The organism is Pseudomonas sp. P9_35, assembly GCF_034008205.1.
GTDB lineage: Bacteria > Pseudomonadota > Gammaproteobacteria > Pseudomonadales > Pseudomonadaceae > Aquipseudomonas > Aquipseudomonas kilonensis.
In genome coordinates this window covers 5,950,001-5,969,950 of the sequence record NZ_CP125373.1, presented here as the reverse complement: position 1 = coordinate 5,969,950, position 19,950 = coordinate 5,950,001, and the positions used below count along the sequence as shown (strand labels likewise).

Genomic DNA, 19,950 nt, shown 5'->3' with positions numbered 1-19,950 from the left:
GCGCGTTTGCATACCTGACTGTCAGCTCCTCTTGCCACGAGGCACCCCATGATCCGCGAAGAATTCCTGCGTCTAGCCGCTGCCGGCTACAACCGCATCCCCCTTGCCTGTGAAACCCTGGCCGACTTCGACACGCCGCTGTCGATCTACCTCAAGTTGGCCGACCAGCCCAACTCCTACTTGCTCGAATCGGTACAGGGCGGCGAAAAATGGGGCCGTTATTCCATCATCGGCTTGCCGTGCCGCACGGTGCTGCGGGTCCATGACCATCGCGTCAGCGTGACCCACGACGGTGTCGAAATCGAAAGCCTCGAAGTCGAAGACCCGCTGGCGTTCGTCGAAACCTTCAAGGCCCGCTACAACGTACCGACCATCCCCGGCCTGCCGCGTTTCAACGGTGGCCTGGTGGGTTATTTCGGCTACGACTGCGTGCGCTACGTGGAAAAACGCCTGGGCACCTGCCCGAACCCCGATCCGCTGGGCGTGCCGGATATTTTGCTGATGGTGTCCGACGCGGTCGTCGTTTTCGACAACCTTGCCGGCAAGATGCACGCCATCGTCCTGGCCGATCCGTCCCAGGAAGATGCCTACGAGCAAGGTCAACAAAGCCTGCAAGCACTGTTGGAAAAGTTGCGTCAGCCGATCGCTCCGCGTCCTGGCCTGGACTTCAGCAAGCAGTCGGCGGCCGATCCGGTGTTTCGTTCCAGTTTCACCCAGGACGATTACGAACGGGCCGTCGATACCATCAAGGAGTACATCCTCGCCGGTGACTGCATGCAGGTCGTGCCGTCGCAACGGATGTCCATCGACTTCAAGGCAGCGCCCATCGATCTCTATCGGGCGCTGCGCTGTTTCAACCCGACGCCCTACATGTATTTCTTCAACTTCGGCGACTTCCATGTCGTGGGCAGTTCGCCGGAAGTGCTGGTGCGGGTCGAAGACAACCTGATCACGGTGCGGCCGATCGCCGGCACTCGTCCCCGTGGCGCCACGGAGGAAGCTGACCGGGCCTTGGAAGAGGACCTGCTGTCAGACGACAAGGAAATCGCCGAGCACTTGATGCTGATTGACCTGGGGCGCAACGACACCGGGCGGGTCTCGGAAATCGGCTCGGTGAAGCTCACCGAGAAGATGGTCATCGAGCGCTACTCCAACGTGATGCACATCGTTTCCAACGTCACCGGCCAGTTGAAGGCCGGGCTGACGGCGATGGATGCCTTGCGGGCGATCCTGCCGGCGGGCACCTTGTCTGGCGCGCCGAAAATCCGCGCGATGGAAATCATCGACGAACTGGAGCCGGTCAAGCGGGGCGTGTACGGCGGGGCCGTGGGTTACTTCGCCTGGAACGGCAATATGGACACCGCCATTGCCATTCGCACCGCCGTCATCAAGAACGGTGAACTGCACGTACAGGCCGGCGGCGGTATCGTCGCCGACTCGGTGCCGGCGCTGGAGTGGGAAGAAACCCTGAACAAGCGCCGGGCCATGTTCCGCGCCGTGGCGCTTGCCGAGCAGACCTCGAACGACTGAAGCCCTCGAACAAACAACTGTAGCGAGGGAGCAAGTTCCCTCGCCACAGTTCGTTCAGGCAACTCGATCAACATGTGGGAGCGAGCTTGCTCGCGATGAGGCCGTCATATTCAACCCATAGGTCGACTGACAGTCCGCTATCGCGAGCAAGTTCGCTCCCACAGGTTTTCTCGCTCAGAAATCCAGGCTGACCCCCAGGCTTACCCCTTGTTGGGTCATGTCATCATCCTTGCGCAGTGTATAGCCACCCCGTAGCGCCAAGTCGTTGGTCAACTTGTGGCTGACCCCCAGGCTCAGGCGATTGAGGTGGCTCTGTGGCGTATAGCCTTCCAGTGTGAAGTCGTTGGCCGGCAGGCTGTTGAGAGCGATGTTGACCTTTTGCGTGTCGTCTTCGTACTCGCGTTCGTGGGCATATTCGCCAAACACCTGGGTCTGGCGGGTGATGTTGTATTTACCCTGCAAGCCAATGCCCAGGCGTTTCGAATCGCGGGTCTGGTCGTCGAAGGTCAGGGCTGTGGAGCGGCTGCTCTTTTCCGAATAGCCGTCGACTTCCACCTTCGCATAATCAGCGCTGACAAACGGCGAGAGGTGCCATTCGCTGCCCGGCTGGGCGATGTCGTAGCCCACCCGCGTGCTGAATGCCCATAGATGGCCGTCCGTGTCGCCTTTCTCCTGCGCTTCGTTGACGCCCAGGTCGAACTTGCGCTCCAGGTTGTCATAGTCGAGCTTGCCGCCGGTCAGCGCTGCATCGGCCCACCAGCGGTTTTGCTGGAACTGGGCGAAAGCGGTCGCCAGGTAGCTGTTGAGCTTGTAGTCCGAGTCGTTATGGCCTGCTTCCATGTCCTGGCGATAGAAACCGGCGGCGACACCCACGCGCCACGCGTCGTTGAGGCGATAGCTACCGCCGATGTTCAGGCTGTAGCCGCTGCCGTCGGCGCTGGCGCCGCCGCTCTGGCTGTCCAGGTCCAGATGCTGGCCGCCGCCTGCGACGATGGCTCGCCATTGGCCGACGGCCTGCCAGTTCTCCCAGTCCGATTGCCATTGGCTGCGCAACTCGTCCTGATGGGCGCGTAGGGTCGAGTGGGCCATTTCCGGCAACAGCGTCAGCTCCCATGGTGCCGCGAGCAGGGAATAGGCGTAGTCGGCGATCAGTTTTTGCCCGGTTTCGGTCGGATGGACCGCGTCGTTGTAGATCAGCTTGGTGGGATCAGGCGTGGCGCTGTTGATGCCGTAGGTGGGGTTTTCCGTGCAGCCGTTGCCGCTGAAGCAGGTCGCGGTGAGATTCTCACCGGTGGCGAGGCCGAATCTTGCTGGGTCGGCGAAGCTTTCCTTCAGCAGAAGCGGAATGTTCAATGGAATGATTTCAGCGTCGATGCCTTGCAGTCGTGTGATCAGTTGTTGGTTGAACTGGTTGCCCAGTTGCGAAAAGGCGTCTTGCAAAGGACCGCCGTTGAGGGCCGGGGTCAGGCCCAGGTCGGGCAACAACCAGACCATCACATAGCGCGCGCCGGCCGTTTGCAGCACTTGGACGCTGTCGGCCAGGCGGTCCGCGGCGGCGTTCGCTTGTTCGGGGGTCAGCACCCGACCTTGTAGGAAGTCGTTGCCACCACCGGAAATGTAATACAGCGCATTCGGATCGGCGCGCAGGCCATTGGACTGCAAGTAGCCGGGACGGCTGCGCTCGCCGGTGTCGGACACGCCAGTAATCGATTCGAGGATCTGGTCGGTACGATAACCGCCCACTGCCCAGTTGTTGCCGTCCGCCAGCCCCTCGCTGGCGCGGACCGCCGAAGTGGAAGCGGCGGTCTCGTCGGCGGAATAACCCAGGCGCCCACCGAGCAACTGGGTGGAGTTGGCGGAGTAGGCCTCGCCGCTGCCGTCGGTGTAGATCGGACCGGTTCGGTTGGTATAACGCTCGGTCGAGCCGGGTGGACCATTCGGGTCGGCAAACTGGCCAGCGTCGTTGAGGCTGTCGCCGAACACGATGAACTTGGAATAAGGGTTGGGGGCGGCGCTCGCCTGGGCGCAGGCCATCGCCAGCAGGCAACCGGCAATCGGTACGAACAGCGTTTTTTTGATCATGAGGAAGTCCGTTTTTATCTTATTTTTGTTAGAAAACGAAACGACAGTACCAAAAACTTCCGGCATTTTGCCATCCATCTTGAACGTCGCGATTGTTTCAAAGCCCTTCGGGATCGCTCATATTGCGTGCTCCGCCCAGCTAAGCTACTGTGCCGGGACGTATGAACGAGACTTTCCCTGTGTCGATTGTCAGCAAACTTCTGGATCAAATGATCAAGGCTCACGCCCGCTGGCGTTGGCGCGCCTGAACATTCTCCGCCGGCCTCGCCGGACCTGTACCGATTTGCCTTCTTTACCCGCTCGTAGAGCCGCTTCGCAGGGGCATCACTTGCCTCGCCAAGCGCAGCAGCGTGCGGGTCTCTCTCTGAAGGCTGTATTTAAAGTCAGTGAATTCAATAGGTTGCTTACGCCATGTTGCTGATGATCGATAACTACGACTCTTTTACCTACAACGTTGTGCAGTACCTCGGCGAGCTGGGCTCCGAGGTCAAGGTCGTGCGCAACGACGAATTGACCATCGCCGAAATCGAAGCCCTCAAGCCTGAGCGAATCGTGGTTTCGCCCGGCCCGTGCACGCCGACCGAAGCGGGCATTTCCATCGACGCCATCAAGTATTTCGCCGGCAAGCTGCCGATCCTCGGTGTTTGCCTGGGACATCAGTCGATCGGCCAGGCGTTCGGCGGCGACGTGGTGCGTGCCCGACAAGTCATGCACGGTAAGACTAGCCCGGTATTCCACGAGGACAAGGGCGTGTTCGAGGGGCTGAATCATCCGCTTACCGTAACCCGCTACCATTCCCTGGTGGTCAAGCGCGAAACTCTGCCCGACTGTCTGGAATTGACCGCCTGGACCCAGTTTGAAGATGGCTCGGTCGATGAAATCATGGGGCTGCGCCACAAGACGCTGAATATCGAGGGTGTGCAATTTCATCCCGAGTCTATTCTCACCGAACAGGGCCACGAACTGTTCGCCAACTTTCTCAAACAAACCGGCGGCACGCGCTAAGGACTTTTCATGGATATCAAGACAGCCCTGAGCCGTATCGTCGGCCATCTCGACCTGAGCACCGACGAGATGCGCGACGTGATGCGCGAAATCATGACCGGCCAATGCTCGGATGCGCAGATCGGCGCGTTCATGATGGCCATGCGCATGAAGAGTGAGAGCATCGATGAAATCGTGGGTGCGGTTTCGGCGATGCGTGAGCTGGCGGACAAGGTCGAACTCAAGACGCTGGACGGTGTAGTGGATGTAGCGGGCACCGGTGGTGACGGCGCTAATATTTTCAACGTTTCCAGCGCCTCGGCATTTGTCGTCGCGGCAGCTGGGTGCACGGTGGCCAAACACGGCAATCGCGCCGTCTCTGGCAAGAGTGGCAGCGCCGATGTACTGGAGGCGGCCGGTATCTACCTGAGCCTGACGCCGATCCAAGTGGCCCGTTGCATTGATAATGTCGGCATCGGCTTCATGTTTGCCCAAAACCATCACAGCTCCATGAAACACGCCGCCGCGCCGCGCCGCGAGCTGGGCCTGCGTACGCTGTTCAACATGCTCGGCCCGCTTACGAATCCGGCCGGCGTGAAACATCAGGTAGTCGGTGTGTTCAGCCAGGCGTTGTGCCGGCCATTGGCTGAAGTCTTGCAACGCCTGGGCAGCAAGCACGTACTGGTGGTCCATTCGAAGGATGGGCTGGATGAGTTCAGCCTGGCGGCGCCTACATTCGTGGCCGAACTAAAAAATGATCAGATCAGCGAGTATTGGGTCGAACCTGAAGACCTCGGCATGAAGAGCCAGAGCCTGCACGGGCTGGCAGTCGACAGCCCGGCCCAGTCGCTGGAGCTGATTCGTGATGCCCTGGGGCGTCGCAAGACCGAGAATGGCCAGAAAGCCGCCGAGATGATCGTGCTCAATGCCGGTGCCGCGTTGTACGCCGCCGACCACGCCAGCAGCCTCAAGCAAGGCGTGGAACTGGCCCATGATGCACTGCACACAGGGCTGGCCAGGGAAAAGCTCGAAGAGTTGGGTGCATTTACCGCCGTATTCAAAGTGGAGAACGAAGGATGAGCGTGCCAACGGTTCTGGAAAAAATTCTGGCTCGCAAGGCCCAGGAAGTGGCCGAGCGCAGCGCTCGGGTCAGTCTGGCCGAGCTGGAAAGCCTGGCGCGTTCAGCGGATGCGCCGCGCGGCTTTGCCCAGGCTCTGATCGATCAGGCCAAGAAAAAACAGCCGGCGGTGATTGCCGAAATCAAGAAGGCGTCCCCCAGCAAGGGCGTGATTCGCGAGCACTTTGTCCCGGCCGAGATCGCGCGAAGCTACGAGAAGGGCGGTGCTACCTGCCTCTCGGTGCTGACCGACGTCGACTTTTTCCAAGGGGCCGACGATTACCTGAAGCAGGCGCGGGCGGCATGCAAGCTGCCAGTGATCCGCAAGGATTTCATGATCGACCCGTACCAGATCATCGAGGCGCGTGCGCTGGGCGCCGACTGCGTACTGTTGATCGTTTCCGCCTTGGACGACGTGAAAATGGCCGAGCTGGCGGCCGTTGCCAAAAGCGTCGGGCTGGACGTCCTGGTGGAAGTCCACGACGGTGACGAGTTGGAGCGAGCCCTGAAAACCCTCGATACCAAACTGGTCGGCGTGAACAATCGCAACCTGCACACTTTCGAAGTGAGCCTGGAAACCACCCTGGACCTGTTGCCGCGCATTCCGCGCGATCGCTTGGTCATCACCGAAAGCGGGATCCTCAACCGGGCCGATGTCGAGCTGATGGAAGTCAGCGATGTGTACTCGTTCCTGGTGGGCGAAGCGTTCATGCGCGCCGAGAACCCGGGTACGGAATTGCAGCGACTGTTCTTTCCTGAGCGTGGTCTGCCGGTGAGCGGCTCGACGCTGGACTGATCCATGTCGCCTGTGATTTCCCTCACCGTCGAAGCTGGCCTGCAAGCCGAACAGGATCTGTTGGCCAGCATCTGCGCGGGCGACGCCGAGTTCGGCCTGCTGTTCTGGCAGCCCAACGACCGTGCGCTGGTTATGCCGCGTCGCTTGAGTCGCCTGCCGGGGTTTGAACACGCCTGTGAAGTATCGGCCGCCAACGGTTGGCCGGTGCTGTTGCGCGAAACGGGCGGCGAACCGGTGCCGCAGTCAGCCGCTACGGTCAATATCGCCTTGGTCTACGCACCACCGCGCAGTGAAGGTGACCACGGACGTATCGAAACCGGGTATCGCCGGTTGTGCGATCCCATCTGTCAGCTGTTGGACGAGTTGGGCGGGGTAGCTTCGCTGGGAGAGGTGGAAGGGGCTTTTTGTGACGGGCGCTTCAACGTCAACCTCGACGGCCGGAAAATGGTGGGCACCGCTCAGCGCTGGCGCCAGAGCAAGGGTGGCCAACGTCCGGTGGGGCTGGTTCATGGCGCGCTTTTGCTGGAGAACGAGCGCGAGTCCATGGTCGCGGCAGTCAATCGCTTCAATGAGGCTTGCGGCCTGGAGCAGCGAGTGCGAGCTGAGAGCCATATTGCCCTGCATGAAAAATTCCCGGCGCCTCACGCGCTGGAGCGGCTCGACGCTTTGTACCGGGAGCTGCTGAGCAATCTGCTGGGCGCCTAACGCGTTCCGAACACCACCATGGTCTTGCCTTTGACACTGACCAGGTTGCGCTCTTCCAGATCCTTGAGAACGCGACCGACCATTTCCCGCGAACAGCCGACAATCCGCCCAATCTCTTGGCGGGTCACCTTGATCTGCATGCCGTCCGGGTGGGTCATGGCATCGGGCTGCTTGCACAGTTCCAACAGGCAGCGTGCGACTCGTCCGGTGACATCGAAAAATGCGAGATCGCCGACCTTGCGGGTGGTATTGCGCAGGCGCTGTGCGATTTGTCCGCTGAGAACGTAAAGAATGTCTGGGTCTTGCAGGGACAGTTCTCGGAATTTTGCGTAGCTGATTTCCGCAACTTCACATTCAATCTTGGTCCGCACCCAGGCACTGCGTTCCTGTTCCTTGCCCGCCTGTTCGAATAACCCCAGCTCGCCGAAAAAATCCCCGGAATTGAGGTAGGCGATGATCATTTCCCGACCGTCATCATCTTCTATGAGGATAGTGACCGACCCCTTGATGATGAAAAACAGCGTCTCGGAACGATCTCCCGCACAAATGATGTTGTGTTTGGCTGGATAGCGGCGGCGCTGGCAATGCATCAAGAGTTTGTCGAGATTCTTGATCTTGAACGTGGGAGTAATGGCAACCATGGTTGTATCCCGAAAGACTGCGCAGTGATTTGGTTTTTTTATAGACGCGAATGGCTATCGCTAAAAGCTGGCCATGCGCCAGCGAGTTGGCGTATGGCCAGCTTAACAGAGGCGTCCTTAATTGATTTGAGAATTTACCTACGTGCTGGTAGGTCAGGTCTCCTAAGACGCAGAGCGGTCATGCCGGAGCGCTGTGCTAAGCTGGCGACCCTTTTTTTAACAGTGGAGTCTTGGCGATGAAGGCACGCATCCAATGGGCTGGTGAAGCCATGTTCCTCGGTGAGTCAGGCAGTGGTCATGTGGTCGTCATGGACGGCCCGCCAGAGGCCGGTGGGCGGAACCTGGGTGTTCGGCCGATGGAAATGCTCCTGCTGGGCGTGGGCGGTTGCAGCAACTTCGACGTGGTCAGCATTCTCAAAAAATCCCGCCAGGCGGTCGAAAGCTGCGAAGCTTTCCTGGAGGCAGAGCGCGCCACTGAAGATCCCAAAGTGTTTACCAAGATCCACATGCACTTCGTGGTGAAGGGGCGGGCCCTGAAGGAAGCCCAGGTCAAGCGCGCCATTGAGCTGTCCGCCGAGAAATACTGCTCGGCTTCGATCATGCTTGGCGCCGCCGGGGTCGAAATCACCCACGATTATGAAATCATCGAGTTGGGTTGAGTCGATAGCTGACGGGCCGTATTGAAGTTTTCGGACAGAAAAAAGGCGACTTCCCTAGGGGGACGTCGCCTTTTTAATTTCCGTGGGAATGAGCTAGTCAGTCCCCAATTGCCGTCAAATCCGATAAGTGCTTTTGGTCATGACCTTGGCCAGCAGGCTCATGCCGAACTTCACCGGGGCCGGAAAACGGAAGCCACCGGCCTCAAGCGCACTCTCGGCGTGGTGTTCCTCATCCACGCGCATCTGCTCAAGGATCGCCCGGGATTTTTCATCCTCGGCTGGCAGTTGTTCGAGGTGTTCATTCAAATGCTTGCACACTTGATGCTCGGTCGCCGCAACGAAACCGAGGCTGACTTTGTCACTGATCAACCCGGCAACGGCGCCGATCCCGAATGACATCCCATAGAACAGCGGGTTCAGGACGCTGGTATGGCTGCCCAGCTGGCGAATCCGTTGTTCACACCAGACCAGATGGTCGATTTCTTCCTCGGCGGCATGCTCCATTGCCTCACGCACTTGCGGTAGCTTCGCTGTCAGCGCCTGGCCCTGATACAGCGCCTGGGCACAGACTTCGCCGGTGTGGTTGATGCGCATCAGTCCGGCGACGTGGCGGGTTTGCTCGTCACTCAGTTGCGCGTCTGGCTGCACGATAGCCGGTGATGGGCGGTACGGCTGGCCACTGAAGGGCAGCAGCGTGCGCATCGCGGTATCAGCTTGCAGCAACAGACGGTCAATCGGCGAGTAGTGACGTTGGGTAGTCATGCTTACCTCCGGGAAAAATCACAGCGGCCAGTTTAACCCAATCGACCGCCGAAGATTTGCGTTGGGTCAGGGGTATCAGCCCGGCGGCCAGTTCATCTGGCGCTGCCCCAGCACATGCATATGAATGTGATAGACCGTTTGCCCACCCAGTTCATTGCAATTCATCACCACGCGAAAACCTTCTTCACAGCCCAATTCAAGTGCCAGGCGCTGAGCAGTGAACAAAATGTGTCCAGCCAGGCCTTTGTCTTCCTCGGTCAGGTCATTGAGGGTGCGGATCGGTTTTTTCGGTATGACCAAAAAATGTACAGGCGCCTGCGGGGCGATGTCGTGGAAGGCCAATACCTGGTCATCCTCGTAAATGATCTTCGCCGGGATTTCCCGGTTGATAATCTTGGTAAACAGAGTATCCACAGCTGTTTTCTCCGTTGGGTTCGTCGAGGTCGGGGGCGTGAAGGCTCCGGTTGAGGCGCCTGGTTATTCAACTTGAAGGGGTCAGCGCGGGCAATAAGCCTTGTTGATCATGCCGGCGATGGTTCGTACCAGCCATCGCGACCCCAGTCGCGGCAGTGCGGCCAGCCAGCGGTTGCGGCGTCCGGGAATGATGATGGCGCGGTTGCGGTCCAGTGCGCGCACGGCGTACAGGGCCACTTCTTCCGGGCTCATCAGCAACTTGCTGTCGATGAGTTTCTGTTCGTCCATCTGCGCCCTGGAAAAGAAGCCGGTCCGGGTCGGGCCAGGGCAAAGCACCGAAACCTTGATCGCGCATTTCTTCAGCTCGACCCGCAGGGCTTCGGAGAAGTGCAGCACATAGGCCTTGCTGGCGTAATAGGTACTCATCCAGGGGCCGGGCCGGAACGCGGCAGTCGAGGCGACGTTGAGGATCTGGCCGCCGCCAAGCAGCGCCATGCTGTTACCGATGGCATGACAAAGCCGTGTCAGGGCGAGGATGTTGACTTCGATCAGATCCTGCTCGGTCATCCAGTCCTGGCCCAGGAACGGCCCGCTGGTGCCGATGCCAGCACAATTGACCAGCAGATCAATCTGCCGCTCGCCTTCCTCCAGTTCCAGGAGAAAGCCTGAAAGCCTCAGCGGTTCTCCCAGGTCGCAGGCCCGGAACAACACCTCTACGCCAAACCGCTGAGTCAGTTCGATTGCAATACTTTCCAGCCGATCACGCTGTCGAGCCACCAGTATCAGGTTGCGGCCGCGCCGGGCCAGCGCTTCAGCCATGGCCAGGCCAATGCCGCTGGAAGCGCCAGTGATCAGTGCGTAACGGGTCATGCAGTTCTCCATCGCAACAGCCCGCCGCCAGTTGACTGGGCTGTCACCGGCATGAAGCGCGCTTATTGTTCCTCTTCTTCCTCATAGTCTACAGAAGGCGAGGCGGGCTCGGCTGCCTCGACAGCGGGTTCTTCGGTGGTTTCGTTGCTGGACTCGCTGCTTTCATAGCTGCTCAGGCTGCTGCTGTCGTAATCCTCCTGGAGGGCTCCGAAGATGCCGGCAAAGGTAGCCAGGAAAATCAGGACGATCATCACAAGCCAAAGCGACGCCAGCAGTTTGACTGCCGTGGTATTGCGCGGTGGCGGCGGACCATACTGGTTTGCACCGGTATTGCCTGGGGCGATGATCAGGATGAACGGGAAGATGCTGCCCACGAATGGAACGAGGTTGATCAGCCACAACCACCCCGACCAGCCGAGGTCATGCAGGCGCTGGACGTTGAACTGGATGCTCACGAAGGCAAAGGCAAGTACAACGGCTGCGCCGAGCAGGCCGCCGACAATCAGTGCAGCTATCGAGTTGGAAGCCAGCAGCCAGGCCGTGGCCAACCAGAAGCCCAGGCCGACCAAGGGCAGCATGGCCAGGGTCAACACCATGGTCCAGGCCAGGTAGCGCAAACGCCCGATACGCCCATCGAAGCTGAAGGGTTTTAGCGTGCTGTACTCGGCGAGCGCTTCACCCACTTCGGCGCGGGGAGGCGCGTACGGCGAGACGGGGTCGACGATCGACTCTGGATGGCGTCCACCCGGCTGTTGCGGCGAATCCTGTACTTCGCCAAGGCTCAGTTGGAGGGCGGCAGGTTCGGCTTCGATTCGGGCGTCGATTCCGCTCTTGTTGAGCGCTTCCAGGTACTGCTGGGCTTCGCTCTGGGACAGGTTGCTTTTAAGGGCAACCTTGCGCCCGGTGAACAGCCGTTCAATGGCGCTGATGTCGCTTTTGAACAGTTCGGCGAGGTTGAGTTTGGCTGTGGTGGTATCGACGCCCGGCATCAGGCCTCCGTCGAATACGATGTTGAAACGGGTTTCGCTCATGCCCGGCATCCTTGTCTCTGAAAGTTAAGTAACTGTTGTTTTGGGGTTGCTTCAGCGGGGCCATTGCCCGCCAAGCTGCGCCGCCCGGGCATGTGCCTGACGGTATTCTTCATCCAGGCGTGCCACCAACTGATCGACGCTGGGCAAATCATTGATTTCACCCACGCCCTGGCCCGCGGACCATACGGTTTTCCAGGCCTTGGCTTCATCGTTCAGCGGTTTGAGTTTCGAGCCAAAATCCACCTCGCCCTTGTTCTGCAGAGCGGCCAGATCGAAACCGGCGTTCTCCAGGCTCTGGCGCATGAAACTGGCCGGCACTCCGGATACAGCGGGAGTATGCACGATGTCTGCGGCTCTGGATGTGAGCAACATCTCTTTATAAGCGTCAGGGGCGTGGCTTTCGCTCGTAGCGATAAAGCGCGTACCGAAGTAGGCCAGATCGGCGCCGAGCAATTGTGCGGCCAGAATCTGATGACCGTGGTTCAGGCATCCTGCAAGCAGCAAGGTCTTATCAAAAAACTGCCGGATCTCGGCAATCAATGAAAACGGGCTCCAGGTCCCGGCGTGTCCTCCTGCACCGGCGGCAACGGCGATCAAGCCATCGACACCGGCTTCGGCGGCTTTCTCGGCATGACGCCGGGTCGTCACATCATGGAACACCAGTCCGCCATAAGCATGGACGGCATCCACCAACTCCTTCACCGCGCCAAGGCTGGTGATGACAATCGGCACCTTGTGTTCGATGCAGATGGCCAAGTCGGCTTGAAGCCGCGGGTTGCTGTGATGGACGATCAGGTTCACAGCGTAGGGTGCCGGATTTTCCAGGGTTGCCAGGCCTGCTTCGATTTCCTCCAGCCAGGCCTTGAAGCCACTGCTTTCGCGCTGGTTCAACGCCGGAAAGCTACCGACGATGCCGTTACGGCAGCAGGCCAGCACCAGTTGCGGATTGGAAATCAGGAACATTGGCGCTGCCACGACGGGCAGGCGCAAGCGTTGTTCAAGCAGAGCGGGCAACGACATCGCAAGTACCCCGGATAATGGACGCTGATTGGAGATTAGAACGGTCGGACGACAACCAGAATTACGATAGCCAGCAATATCAGGACCGGCACTTCATTGAACCAGCGATAAAAGACATGGCTGCGGGTGTTTTCGCCACGAGCGAAGCGTTTTACCTGGGCGCCGCACATATGGTGGTAACCGATCAGCAGCACGACCAGGGTCAGCTTGGCGTGCATCCAGCCACCTTGGGTGAAGTAGGCGCCGGCATTGAGACTGAGCAGCCAGATGCCGAATACCAGGGTGGCAATCATCGCCGGGCCCATGATGCCGCGATACAACTTGCGCTCCATGACGCTGAAACGCTCCTTGCTGACGCTGTCCTCGCTTTGGGCGTGATAGACAAACAGGCGAGGCAGGTAGAACAGGCCGGCGAACCAGCAGACCATGCTGACGATGTGAAGTGCTTTGAGCCACAGATAGAGCATTTTTAGTTATTCCCAGGATTCACGGTAGCCCGATAGTAGAGGTTAGAGCGTCCGCACGTCACCTTGGCGGTTGTCGCCGGGCCCTGCGGCCCCTATCATCGACGGCTTTCCAGTGGGTTCGTTGAGGGCAGGTTTATGGTCAAGGTCGGTATCGTCGGCGGCACGGGGTACACCGGTGTCGAACTGCTGCGTCTGTTGGCACAGCATCCGCAAGCTGAGGTGGTGGTCATCACTTCCCGATCCGAGGCCGGCCTGGCCGTCGCCGACATGTACCCGAACCTGCGAGGTCATTACGACGGCCTGGCGTTCAGTGTTCCGGACATCAAGACCCTCGGCGCTTGCGATGTGGTGTTCTTCGCCACGCCCCACGGTGTCGCCCACGCCCTGGCGGGTGAACTGCTGGCCGCCGGGACCAAGGTCATCGACCTGTCGGCGGACTTCCGCCTGCAGGACGCCGATGAATGGGCCAAGTGGTACGGTCAACCTCACGGCGCGCCGGATCTGCTCGACGAGGCAGTCTATGGATTGCCGGAAGTCAATCGCGAGAAAATCAAGCAGGCCCGACTGATCGCGGTGCCAGGTTGCTATCCGACGGCAACTCAGCTGGGGTTCCTGCCGCTGCTCGAGGCCGGTCTTGCCGATGCTTCGCGTCTGATTGCCGACTGCAAGTCCGGTGTCAGTGGGGCCGGGCGTGGCGCCAGTGTCGGTTCGCTGTACTCCGAAACGTCGGAAAGCATGAAGGCGTACGCGGTCAAGGGGCATCGTCACCTGCCGGAAATTCGCCAGGGGTTGCGTCGGGCCGCGGGCAAGGAGGTCGGCCTGACCTTCGTGCCGCACCTGACGCCGATGATTCGTGGTATCCACTCCACTCTTTATGCAACCGTCATCGATCGTTCGGTGGACCTGCAGGCGTTGTTTGAAAAGCGTTACGCCAACGAGCCGTTCGTCGACGTAATGCCAGCAGGCAGCCATCCGGAAACCCGCAGCGTACGCGGTGCGAACGTTTGCCGGATCGCCGTGCATCGTCCGCAGGACGGTGATCTGGTGGTGGTGTTGTCGGTCATCGATAACCTGGTCAAGGGCGCGTCCGGCCAGGCAGTGCAGAACATGAACATCCTGTTCGGGCTGGATGAGCGCCTGGGGCTGTCCCATGCAGGGATGTTGCCGTAACGGCAGTCACACGCTTTCAGTTGGCAACTACAAGCTTGAGGCTTGTAGTCGCCGCTGCTCTTCTAAATAGTTGACCGATTTTCTAGGAGAAGCGGATAATGCCTGCCATCACGCATTATGGCGGCGTAAGCGCCGGGAGATATTCAGCATGAGCGTCGAAACCTTCACCCCCACGGCTTTGCAATTCACCCACGGTGCCGCGCACAAGGTGAAGAGCCTGGTCGATGAAGAGGGCAATGATCGTTTGAAACTGCGCGTGTTTGTCACGGGCGGCGGTTGTTCCGGTTTTCAGTACGGTTTCACTTTTGATGAAGAAGTGGCCGACGACGACACCATCGTCGAGCGCGAAGGGGTCAGCCTGGTGGTCGATCCGATGAGCTTCCAGTACCTGGCAGGTGCCGAGGTGGACTATCAGGAAGGCCTGGAAGGCTCGCGATTCGTGATCAAGAACCCAAACGCGACCACGACCTGTGGGTGCGGTTCTTCGTTCTCGATCTGAGTACTTCAATAAAAAGCCGCAGCGCCTTAGGGCCCTGCGGCTTTTTTGTGTCCGTCATTATTGGATTCAGGCCGGGTAGATGGCGCCGAGTACGCGTAGCCCGCGTGCGCCGGTGACACTTGGGCGGTTGCCGGGAATACCTTCAAGGCAACAATGGGCAAGCCAGGCGAAGGCCATGGCTTCAACCCAATCCGGGTCTACGCCGTACACCGCCGTACTGCTGACTTTGGCATCCGGCAGCAAGTCAGCCAGGCGCCGCATGAGCGTCTGGTTGTGCGCGCCGCCGCCACAGACCAGCAACTCTTGAGTATTGGACTGGGCATGTTGAAGGGATTCGACGATGGTCAGGGCTGTCAGTTCGAGCAGCGTTGCCTGCACGTCTTCCGGGGCGAAGGCTGGCAACTGCGACAAATGCTGTATCAGCCAAGGCAGGTTGAATACCTCACGCCCGGTACTTTTCGGACCCTTGGTGACAAAGAAGGGATCGCTGAGCAGTGTCTTGAGTAAAACTGGTTCGACCTTCCCGCTGGCAGCCCATTGGCCGTCGCGATCGAAATGCTCGCCTCGTTGTTGGTGTATCCAGGCATCGAGCAATACGTTGCCTGGGCCACAGTCGAAACCGGCTACTGGTTTTGCGGGCTCTATCAGGCTGAGATTGCTGAAACCGCCGACATTCAGCACGGCGCGATTACCGACTCGTTCTCCGAACAGTGCTTCGTGAAATGCCGGAACCAGCGGGGCGCCTTGTCCACCGGCGGCGACGTCGCGGCTGCGGAAATCGCTGACGACGGCGATGCCGGTCAACTCACTCAACAAGGCCGGATTGCCAATCTGTACGGTAAACCCGCGGGCTGGTTCATGGCGGATGGTCTGGCCGTGGCTGCCGACCGCCGTGATGTCTTCAGGCTTGAGTTTCTGTTCGTTGAGCAGGGTATGGATACCCTGTGCAGCGAGCTTTGCCCAGCTTTGCTGGGCAATGGCGGAGCGGGCGATTTCATCGGGCCCACTGCTGCACAATCCGAGCAATTCGGTGCGCAGGACGGCGGGCATCGGAATGTAGTGCGTGGCGATCAACTTGATCGCCGGGGTCAGTTCGATCAGTGCGATATCCAAGCCATCCAGGCTGGTCCCGGACATCACACCGATATAGAGCGCCATGCTTAACGCTTGCTCGAGGCCAGCATGGTGGCTTTCTCTTGATCCATGCGAGCCATCAGGGGTTGGCTTTGGGCCAGGAAGCGCGCGCGCTCGGCCTTGGCGATCGGATCGGCCATCGGCAGTTTCTGGCCTAGTGGATCGACGTGGACGCCGTTGACCTGGAACTCATAATGCAAGTGTGGGCCGGTGGACAGGCCGGTAGTGCCGATGTAGCCGATCACCTGCCCTTGCTTGACAGTACCGCCGGTCTTCACGCCTTTGGCGAAGCCCTGCATATGGCCGTACAGCGTGCGATAGGTATTGCCGTGCTGGATGATCACGGTGTTGCCATAACCGCCACGACGTCCGGCCAGCAATACCTTGCCGTCGCCAGCAGCCTTGATTGGCGTACCACGGGGGGCGGCGTAGTCGACGCCTTTATGGGCGCGGATCTTGTTCAGGATTGGATGCTTGCGACCGGCGGAGAACTTCGAGCTGATACGGGCGAAATCAACCGGTGTACGGATGAAGGCCTTGCGCATGCTGTTGCCGTCGGCAGTGTAGTAGCTGCTGTTGCCTTGCTTGTTGGTGTAGCGCACTGCGGTGTACGTCTTGCCGCGGTTGGTGAAGCGCGCGGAAAGAATCGGACCGTTGCCGACGCTCTTGCCGTTGACCACTTTTTGCTCATAGATGATGTCGAATTCGTCACCCTGGCGAATGTCCTGGGCGAAGTCGATGTCGTAGCCAAATACACTGGCCATGTCCATGGTCAGGCTATGGGAAAGGCCGGCACGAGCCGCCGACTGGGACAATGAGCTGTTGATGACGCCATGAACGTAGGCCGAGCGAACGGTAGGCTTGGCGGTGACGCGGTTAAATACATAACCCTTGTCGTTTTTGGTCAGGGTGATGCTTTCCATGTCGCTCAGCTTGGTGTGCAGGTTGGTCAGCTGTCCGTCTGGATTGAGTTCGAATTCGAGTTTCTGGCCGCGCTGCAGTTGAGTGAACTGCTTGGCTTGCTTGTCGCTGGCCAGGATTTCATGGACCGAAGTCGAGGGCAGGCCAACCTTTTCGAAGAGGGTGGAAAGTGTGTCGCCCTTGGCAACAATCACTTCGCGATGGTCTGGTCCCTTCTTCTCTTCTGCTACAGGCGCTTCTACTTGGGTGGCGGCCTCGGCGGTGTCTTGCGGGCTGTTTTCAATCTGCGCAAAAGGAGAGGCGGCCGGTTCGTTTGTGGCTTGAACGGCTTCGGCGGCGTCTTGTTCTTGTGTCAGTTGTTCAGCAGGGCTTTCCAGTTCAAGACTCAGAGTCGTCTTTTTGGCTTCAACATCGCTGGAGGGAAACACCAGGAGCGCCAGGCTAAGGAGGGCTGCGATGCCACTTGCGGCAAGCAGGTGGGTCTTTGGGTAAAGCGGTGGCGCTTTAGACGGTTCTGTGGTCATAAGTAATTTTGACTTTTGAAAAGATGAATTGGAAAAGATGAATGACATGATGAAGATGAAATAACTGTATAAAATATAACCAAAACCCCTGCGAAGCAAGCCCGCGAACGCTCTGTTCTGTGGATTGGCGTCCGCGCGCCGGGCAAACCTTGTATTTGGTGCGCGATCTTGTATGGTTGGGGCCCTTTGAATCTGAGCCTTACGGGTCTGTTATGAAGTCGGTTGAAGAGCAGCTAGCGCTGATCAAACGTGGTGCGGAAGAACTGTTGGTCGAGTCCGAGCTGATCGAAAAGCTCAAGCGCGGGCAGCCGCTGCGTATCAAGGCTGGCTTCGATCCGACGGCGCCCGATCTGCACCTGGGTCATACCGTGCTTATTAATAAGCTGCGCCAGTTCCAGGATCTGGGGCATCAGGTCATCTTCCTTATAGGTGACTTCACCGGGATGATCGGTGATCCAAGCGGCAAGAGTGCTACGCGCCCACCGCTGACTCGTGAGCAGGTTCTCGATAACGCCGAGACCTACAAGACTCAGGTTTTCAAGATTCTTGATCCGGCCAGGACTGAAGTGGCTTTCAACTCCACTTGGATGGATCAGATGGGGCCGGCGGATTTCATTCGCCTGACGTCTCAATACACCGTGGCTCGTATGCTCGAGCGCGATGATTTCGACAAGCGCTATAAATCCAATCAGCCAATTGCCATTCATGAGTTCCTCTACCCGCTTGTACAGGGTTATGACTCGGTCGCGTTGCGCGCGGACGTTGAGCTCGGCGGTACTGACCAGAAGTTCAACCTGTTGATGGGGCGTGAGTTGCAGCGCGGCTATGGTCAGGAGGCGCAGTGCATTCTGACCATGCCATTGCTGGAAGGTCTGGATGGCGTGAAGAAGATGTCCAAGTCGCTGGGCAACTACGTAGGTATCCAGGAAGCGCCAGGCGTCATGTACAGCAAACTGGTCTCCATTCCTGATGTGCTGATGTGGCGTTACTTCGAGCTGTTGAGCTTCCGATCCATGGATGAGATCAATGCGTTCCGTGCCGATGTCGAGGCGGGGGCCAATCCGCGAGACATCAAGATCAAGCTGGCCGAAGAGATTGTTGCTCGTTTCCACGGTGAGGAGGCTGCGGCCAATGCTCATCGTGCGGCGGGTAATCGCATGAAGGACGGTGAGTTGCCGGATGATCTGCCGGAGATCGAGTTGACTGCTGCCGAGGATATGCCGATTGCGGCAGTCCTTAATAAAGCAGGCCTGGTCAAGAACGCAGCGGTGGCGCGAGATCTCCTGGGTTCGGGCGGCGTGCGTATAGATGGTGAGGTTGTGGATCGCACCTATATATATGTGCTGGGTTCTACTCATGTATGTCAGGCCGGCAAGAAGGCTTTCGCGCGTATTACGCTGAAATCCGAATAAAGCTGAAAAAAGGTGTTGACGGCAGATTCTGGAAGTCTATAATTCGCCCCACTTCCGGCGCAGTCGAAACGGAAAACTCCTTGAGATTCAATGAGTTAAGTAGGTTTCGAAGGTGTTGGGCTTCAGTTCATCGAGGCCCGGAAGGAGCAGGTAGAGCGGTGTTGTTTGGCTCTATCGGCGGTTCGATCTTCTCGGTCGAAAGCGGTGAAAAAGAGGTGTTGACAGCAGCGAGTAACGCTGTAGAATTCGCCTCCCGCTAACGAGAGATCGGAAGCGCAAGTGGTTGAAGTTGCAAAGGAAACTTTGAAAACTTCTGAAAATAACCGCTTGACAGATACACGGGGCGCTGTAGAATGCGCGCCTCGGTTGAGACGAAAGACTCAGCCAGCCGCTCTTTAACAACTGAATCAAGCAATTCGTGTGGGTGCTTGTGGAGTCAGACTGCTAGTCAACAGATTATCAGCATCACAAGTTACTCCGCGAGAAATCAAAGATGTAACCAACGATTGCTGAGCCAAGTTTAGGGTTTTCTCAAAACCCAAAGATGTTTGAACTGAAGAGTTTGATCATGGCTCAGATTGAACGCTGGCGGCAGGCCTAACACATGCAAGTCGAGCGGTAGAGAGGTGCTTGCACCTCTTGAGAGCGGCGGACGGGTGAGTAATGCCTAGGAATCTGCCTGGTAGTGGGGGATAACGCTCGGAAACGGACGCTAATACCGCATACGTCCTACGGGAGAAAGCAGGGGACCTTCGGGCCTTGCGCTATCAGATGAGCCTAGGTCGGATTAGCTAGTTGGTGGGGTAATGGCTCACCAAGGCGACGATCCGTAACTGGTCTGAGAGGATGATCAGTCACACTGGAACTGAGACACGGTCCAGACTCCTACGGGAGGCAGCAGTGGGGAATATTGGACAATGGGCGAAAGCCTGATCCAGCCATGCCGCGTGTGTGAAGAAGGTCTTCGGATTGTAAAGCACTTTAAGTTGGGAGGAAGGGCATTAACCTAATACGTTAGTGTTTTGACGTTACCGACAGAATAAGCACCGGCTAACTCTGTGCCAGCAGCCGCGGTAATACAGAGGGTGCAAGCGTTAATCGGAATTACTGGGCGTAAAGCGCGCGTAGGTGGTTCGTTAAGTTGGATGTGAAATCCCCGGGCTCAACCTGGGAACTGCATTCAAAACTGTCGAGCTAGAGTATGGTAGAGGG

General features: G+C 58.5%; 19 protein-coding genes and 1 rRNA gene (1 of these 20 running past the window's edge). 10 read left to right on the top strand and 10 right to left on the bottom strand.

Features of this window, described 5'->3' with window-relative positions; translation table 11 throughout:
* The first annotated feature begins 48 nt into the window (after positions 1-48).
* Positions 49-1,530 (top strand): anthranilate synthase component I, encoded by a 1,482-nt coding sequence (gene trpE, locus QMK47_RS26635; protein ID WP_253469900.1) that lies wholly within the window; start codon positions 49-51, stop codon positions 1,528-1,530.
* Positions 1,531-1,704: 174 nt separating this feature from the next.
* Here the strand turns inward: trpE and estP are convergent, their stop codons facing one another.
* Positions 1,705-3,612 carry an esterase EstP gene (estP, locus tag QMK47_RS26630; RefSeq protein WP_253469897.1) on the bottom strand — a complete coding sequence of 636 codons (1,908 nt, stop codon included), beginning with the start codon at positions 3,610-3,612 and terminating at the stop codon, positions 1,705-1,707.
* A gap of 411 nt (positions 3,613-4,023) precedes the next feature.
* Between estP and QMK47_RS26625 the strand changes: the two genes are divergently transcribed.
* Genes QMK47_RS26625 through QMK47_RS26610 form a run of 4 tightly spaced genes read left to right on the top strand, consistent with a single transcriptional unit; the run spans position 4,024 to position 7,214 of the window.
* The gene (locus QMK47_RS26625) at positions 4,024-4,617 is read left to right on the top strand and encodes an aminodeoxychorismate/anthranilate synthase component II (protein ID WP_063324125.1); all 594 of its coding nucleotides are present in this window, start codon (positions 4,024-4,026) and stop codon (positions 4,615-4,617) included.
* Positions 4,618-4,626: 9 nt separating this feature from the next.
* The gene (gene trpD, locus QMK47_RS26620) at positions 4,627-5,676 is read left to right on the top strand and encodes an anthranilate phosphoribosyltransferase (RefSeq protein ID WP_253469893.1); all 1,050 of its coding nucleotides are present in this window, start codon (positions 4,627-4,629) and stop codon (positions 5,674-5,676) included.
* Positions 5,673-6,509, top strand: coding sequence for an indole-3-glycerol phosphate synthase TrpC (gene trpC / locus QMK47_RS26615; protein ID WP_214509835.1), 837 nt, complete (start codon positions 5,673-5,675; stop codon positions 6,507-6,509). The genes trpD and trpC overlap by 4 nt, the downstream gene beginning before the upstream one ends.
* Before the next feature lie 3 nt (positions 6,510-6,512).
* Positions 6,513-7,214 (top strand): biotin/lipoate A/B protein ligase family protein, encoded by a 702-nt coding sequence (locus tag QMK47_RS26610; protein WP_253469887.1) that lies wholly within the window; start codon positions 6,513-6,515, stop codon positions 7,212-7,214.
* Here the strand turns inward: QMK47_RS26610 and crp are convergent.
* The gene (crp, locus tag QMK47_RS26605; protein ID WP_060740379.1) at positions 7,211-7,855 is read right to left on the bottom strand and encodes a cAMP-activated global transcriptional regulator CRP; all 645 of its coding nucleotides are present in this window, start codon (positions 7,853-7,855) and stop codon (positions 7,211-7,213) included. The two genes, QMK47_RS26610 and crp, sit on opposite strands and share 4 nt — an antisense overlap.
* 236 nt (positions 7,856-8,091) lie before the next feature.
* Between crp and QMK47_RS26600 the strand changes: the two genes are divergently transcribed.
* A complete protein-coding gene (locus QMK47_RS26600) occupies positions 8,092-8,514 on the top strand; it encodes an OsmC family protein (protein WP_003206127.1) in 423 nt (140 codons plus the stop codon).
* A gap of 114 nt (positions 8,515-8,628) precedes the next feature.
* Here the strand turns inward: QMK47_RS26600 and coq7 are convergent, their stop codons facing one another.
* From coq7 to hemJ, 6 genes are all read right to left on the bottom strand, one after another.
* Complete coding sequence (gene coq7 / locus QMK47_RS26595) at positions 8,629-9,276, bottom strand: 2-polyprenyl-3-methyl-6-methoxy-1,4-benzoquinone monooxygenase (protein ID WP_014340488.1); 648 nt, start codon at positions 9,274-9,276, stop codon at positions 8,629-8,631.
* 75 nt (positions 9,277-9,351) lie between these two features.
* Positions 9,352-9,690, bottom strand: coding sequence for a histidine triad nucleotide-binding protein (locus QMK47_RS26590; RefSeq protein ID WP_003316306.1), 339 nt, complete (start codon positions 9,688-9,690; stop codon positions 9,352-9,354).
* A gap of 81 nt (positions 9,691-9,771) precedes the next feature.
* Entirely contained in the window at positions 9,772-10,560 is a 789-nt protein-coding gene (locus QMK47_RS26585; protein ID WP_214509833.1) for an SDR family NAD(P)-dependent oxidoreductase, read from the bottom strand.
* 62 nt (positions 10,561-10,622) lie between these two features.
* Positions 10,623-11,591 carry a DUF805 domain-containing protein gene (locus QMK47_RS26580; RefSeq protein ID WP_320389534.1) on the bottom strand — a complete coding sequence of 323 codons (969 nt, stop codon included), beginning with the start codon at positions 11,589-11,591 and terminating at the stop codon, positions 10,623-10,625.
* A 51-nt stretch (positions 11,592-11,642) separates the two neighbouring features.
* Positions 11,643-12,611 (bottom strand): NAD(P)H-dependent flavin oxidoreductase, encoded by a 969-nt coding sequence (locus QMK47_RS26575; protein WP_253469882.1) that lies wholly within the window; start codon positions 12,609-12,611, stop codon positions 11,643-11,645.
* Positions 12,612-12,646: 35 nt separating this feature from the next.
* A complete protein-coding gene (gene hemJ / locus QMK47_RS26570; RefSeq protein ID WP_003206117.1) occupies positions 12,647-13,078 on the bottom strand; it encodes a protoporphyrinogen oxidase HemJ in 432 nt (143 codons plus the stop codon).
* Between the two features lie 135 nt (positions 13,079-13,213).
* On the opposite strand from hemJ, the gene argC reads away from it, so the two are divergent.
* Complete coding sequence (gene argC, locus QMK47_RS26565; RefSeq protein WP_320389533.1) at positions 13,214-14,248, top strand: N-acetyl-gamma-glutamyl-phosphate reductase; 1,035 nt, start codon at positions 13,214-13,216, stop codon at positions 14,246-14,248.
* A 148-nt stretch (positions 14,249-14,396) separates the two neighbouring features.
* A complete protein-coding gene (erpA, locus tag QMK47_RS26560; protein WP_003206114.1) occupies positions 14,397-14,747 on the top strand; it encodes an iron-sulfur cluster insertion protein ErpA in 351 nt (116 codons plus the stop codon).
* Positions 14,748-14,813: 66 nt separating this feature from the next.
* On the opposite strand, the gene QMK47_RS26555 is transcribed toward erpA, so the two are convergent.
* Positions 14,814-15,905, bottom strand: a complete 1,092-nt coding sequence (locus tag QMK47_RS26555) for an anhydro-N-acetylmuramic acid kinase (RefSeq protein ID WP_320389532.1) — start codon at positions 15,903-15,905, stop codon at positions 14,814-14,816.
* A 2-nt stretch (positions 15,906-15,907) separates the two neighbouring features.
* On the bottom strand, positions 15,908-17,326 hold the full coding sequence (locus tag QMK47_RS26550) for a peptidoglycan DD-metalloendopeptidase family protein (RefSeq protein WP_258691277.1): 1,419 nt from the start codon (positions 17,324-17,326) through the stop codon (positions 15,908-15,910).
* Between the two features lie 212 nt (positions 17,327-17,538).
* Here QMK47_RS26550 and tyrS point away from each other — a divergent pair, with 212 nt between their 5' ends.
* Together tyrS and QMK47_RS26540 are read left to right on the top strand one after the other, a co-directional pair.
* Complete coding sequence (tyrS, locus tag QMK47_RS26545) at positions 17,539-18,738, top strand: tyrosine--tRNA ligase (RefSeq protein WP_253469870.1); 1,200 nt, start codon at positions 17,539-17,541, stop codon at positions 18,736-18,738.
* Between the two features lie 550 nt (positions 18,739-19,288).
* Positions 19,289-19,950, top strand: a 16S ribosomal RNA gene (locus QMK47_RS26540) (it continues 875 nt past the right edge of the window).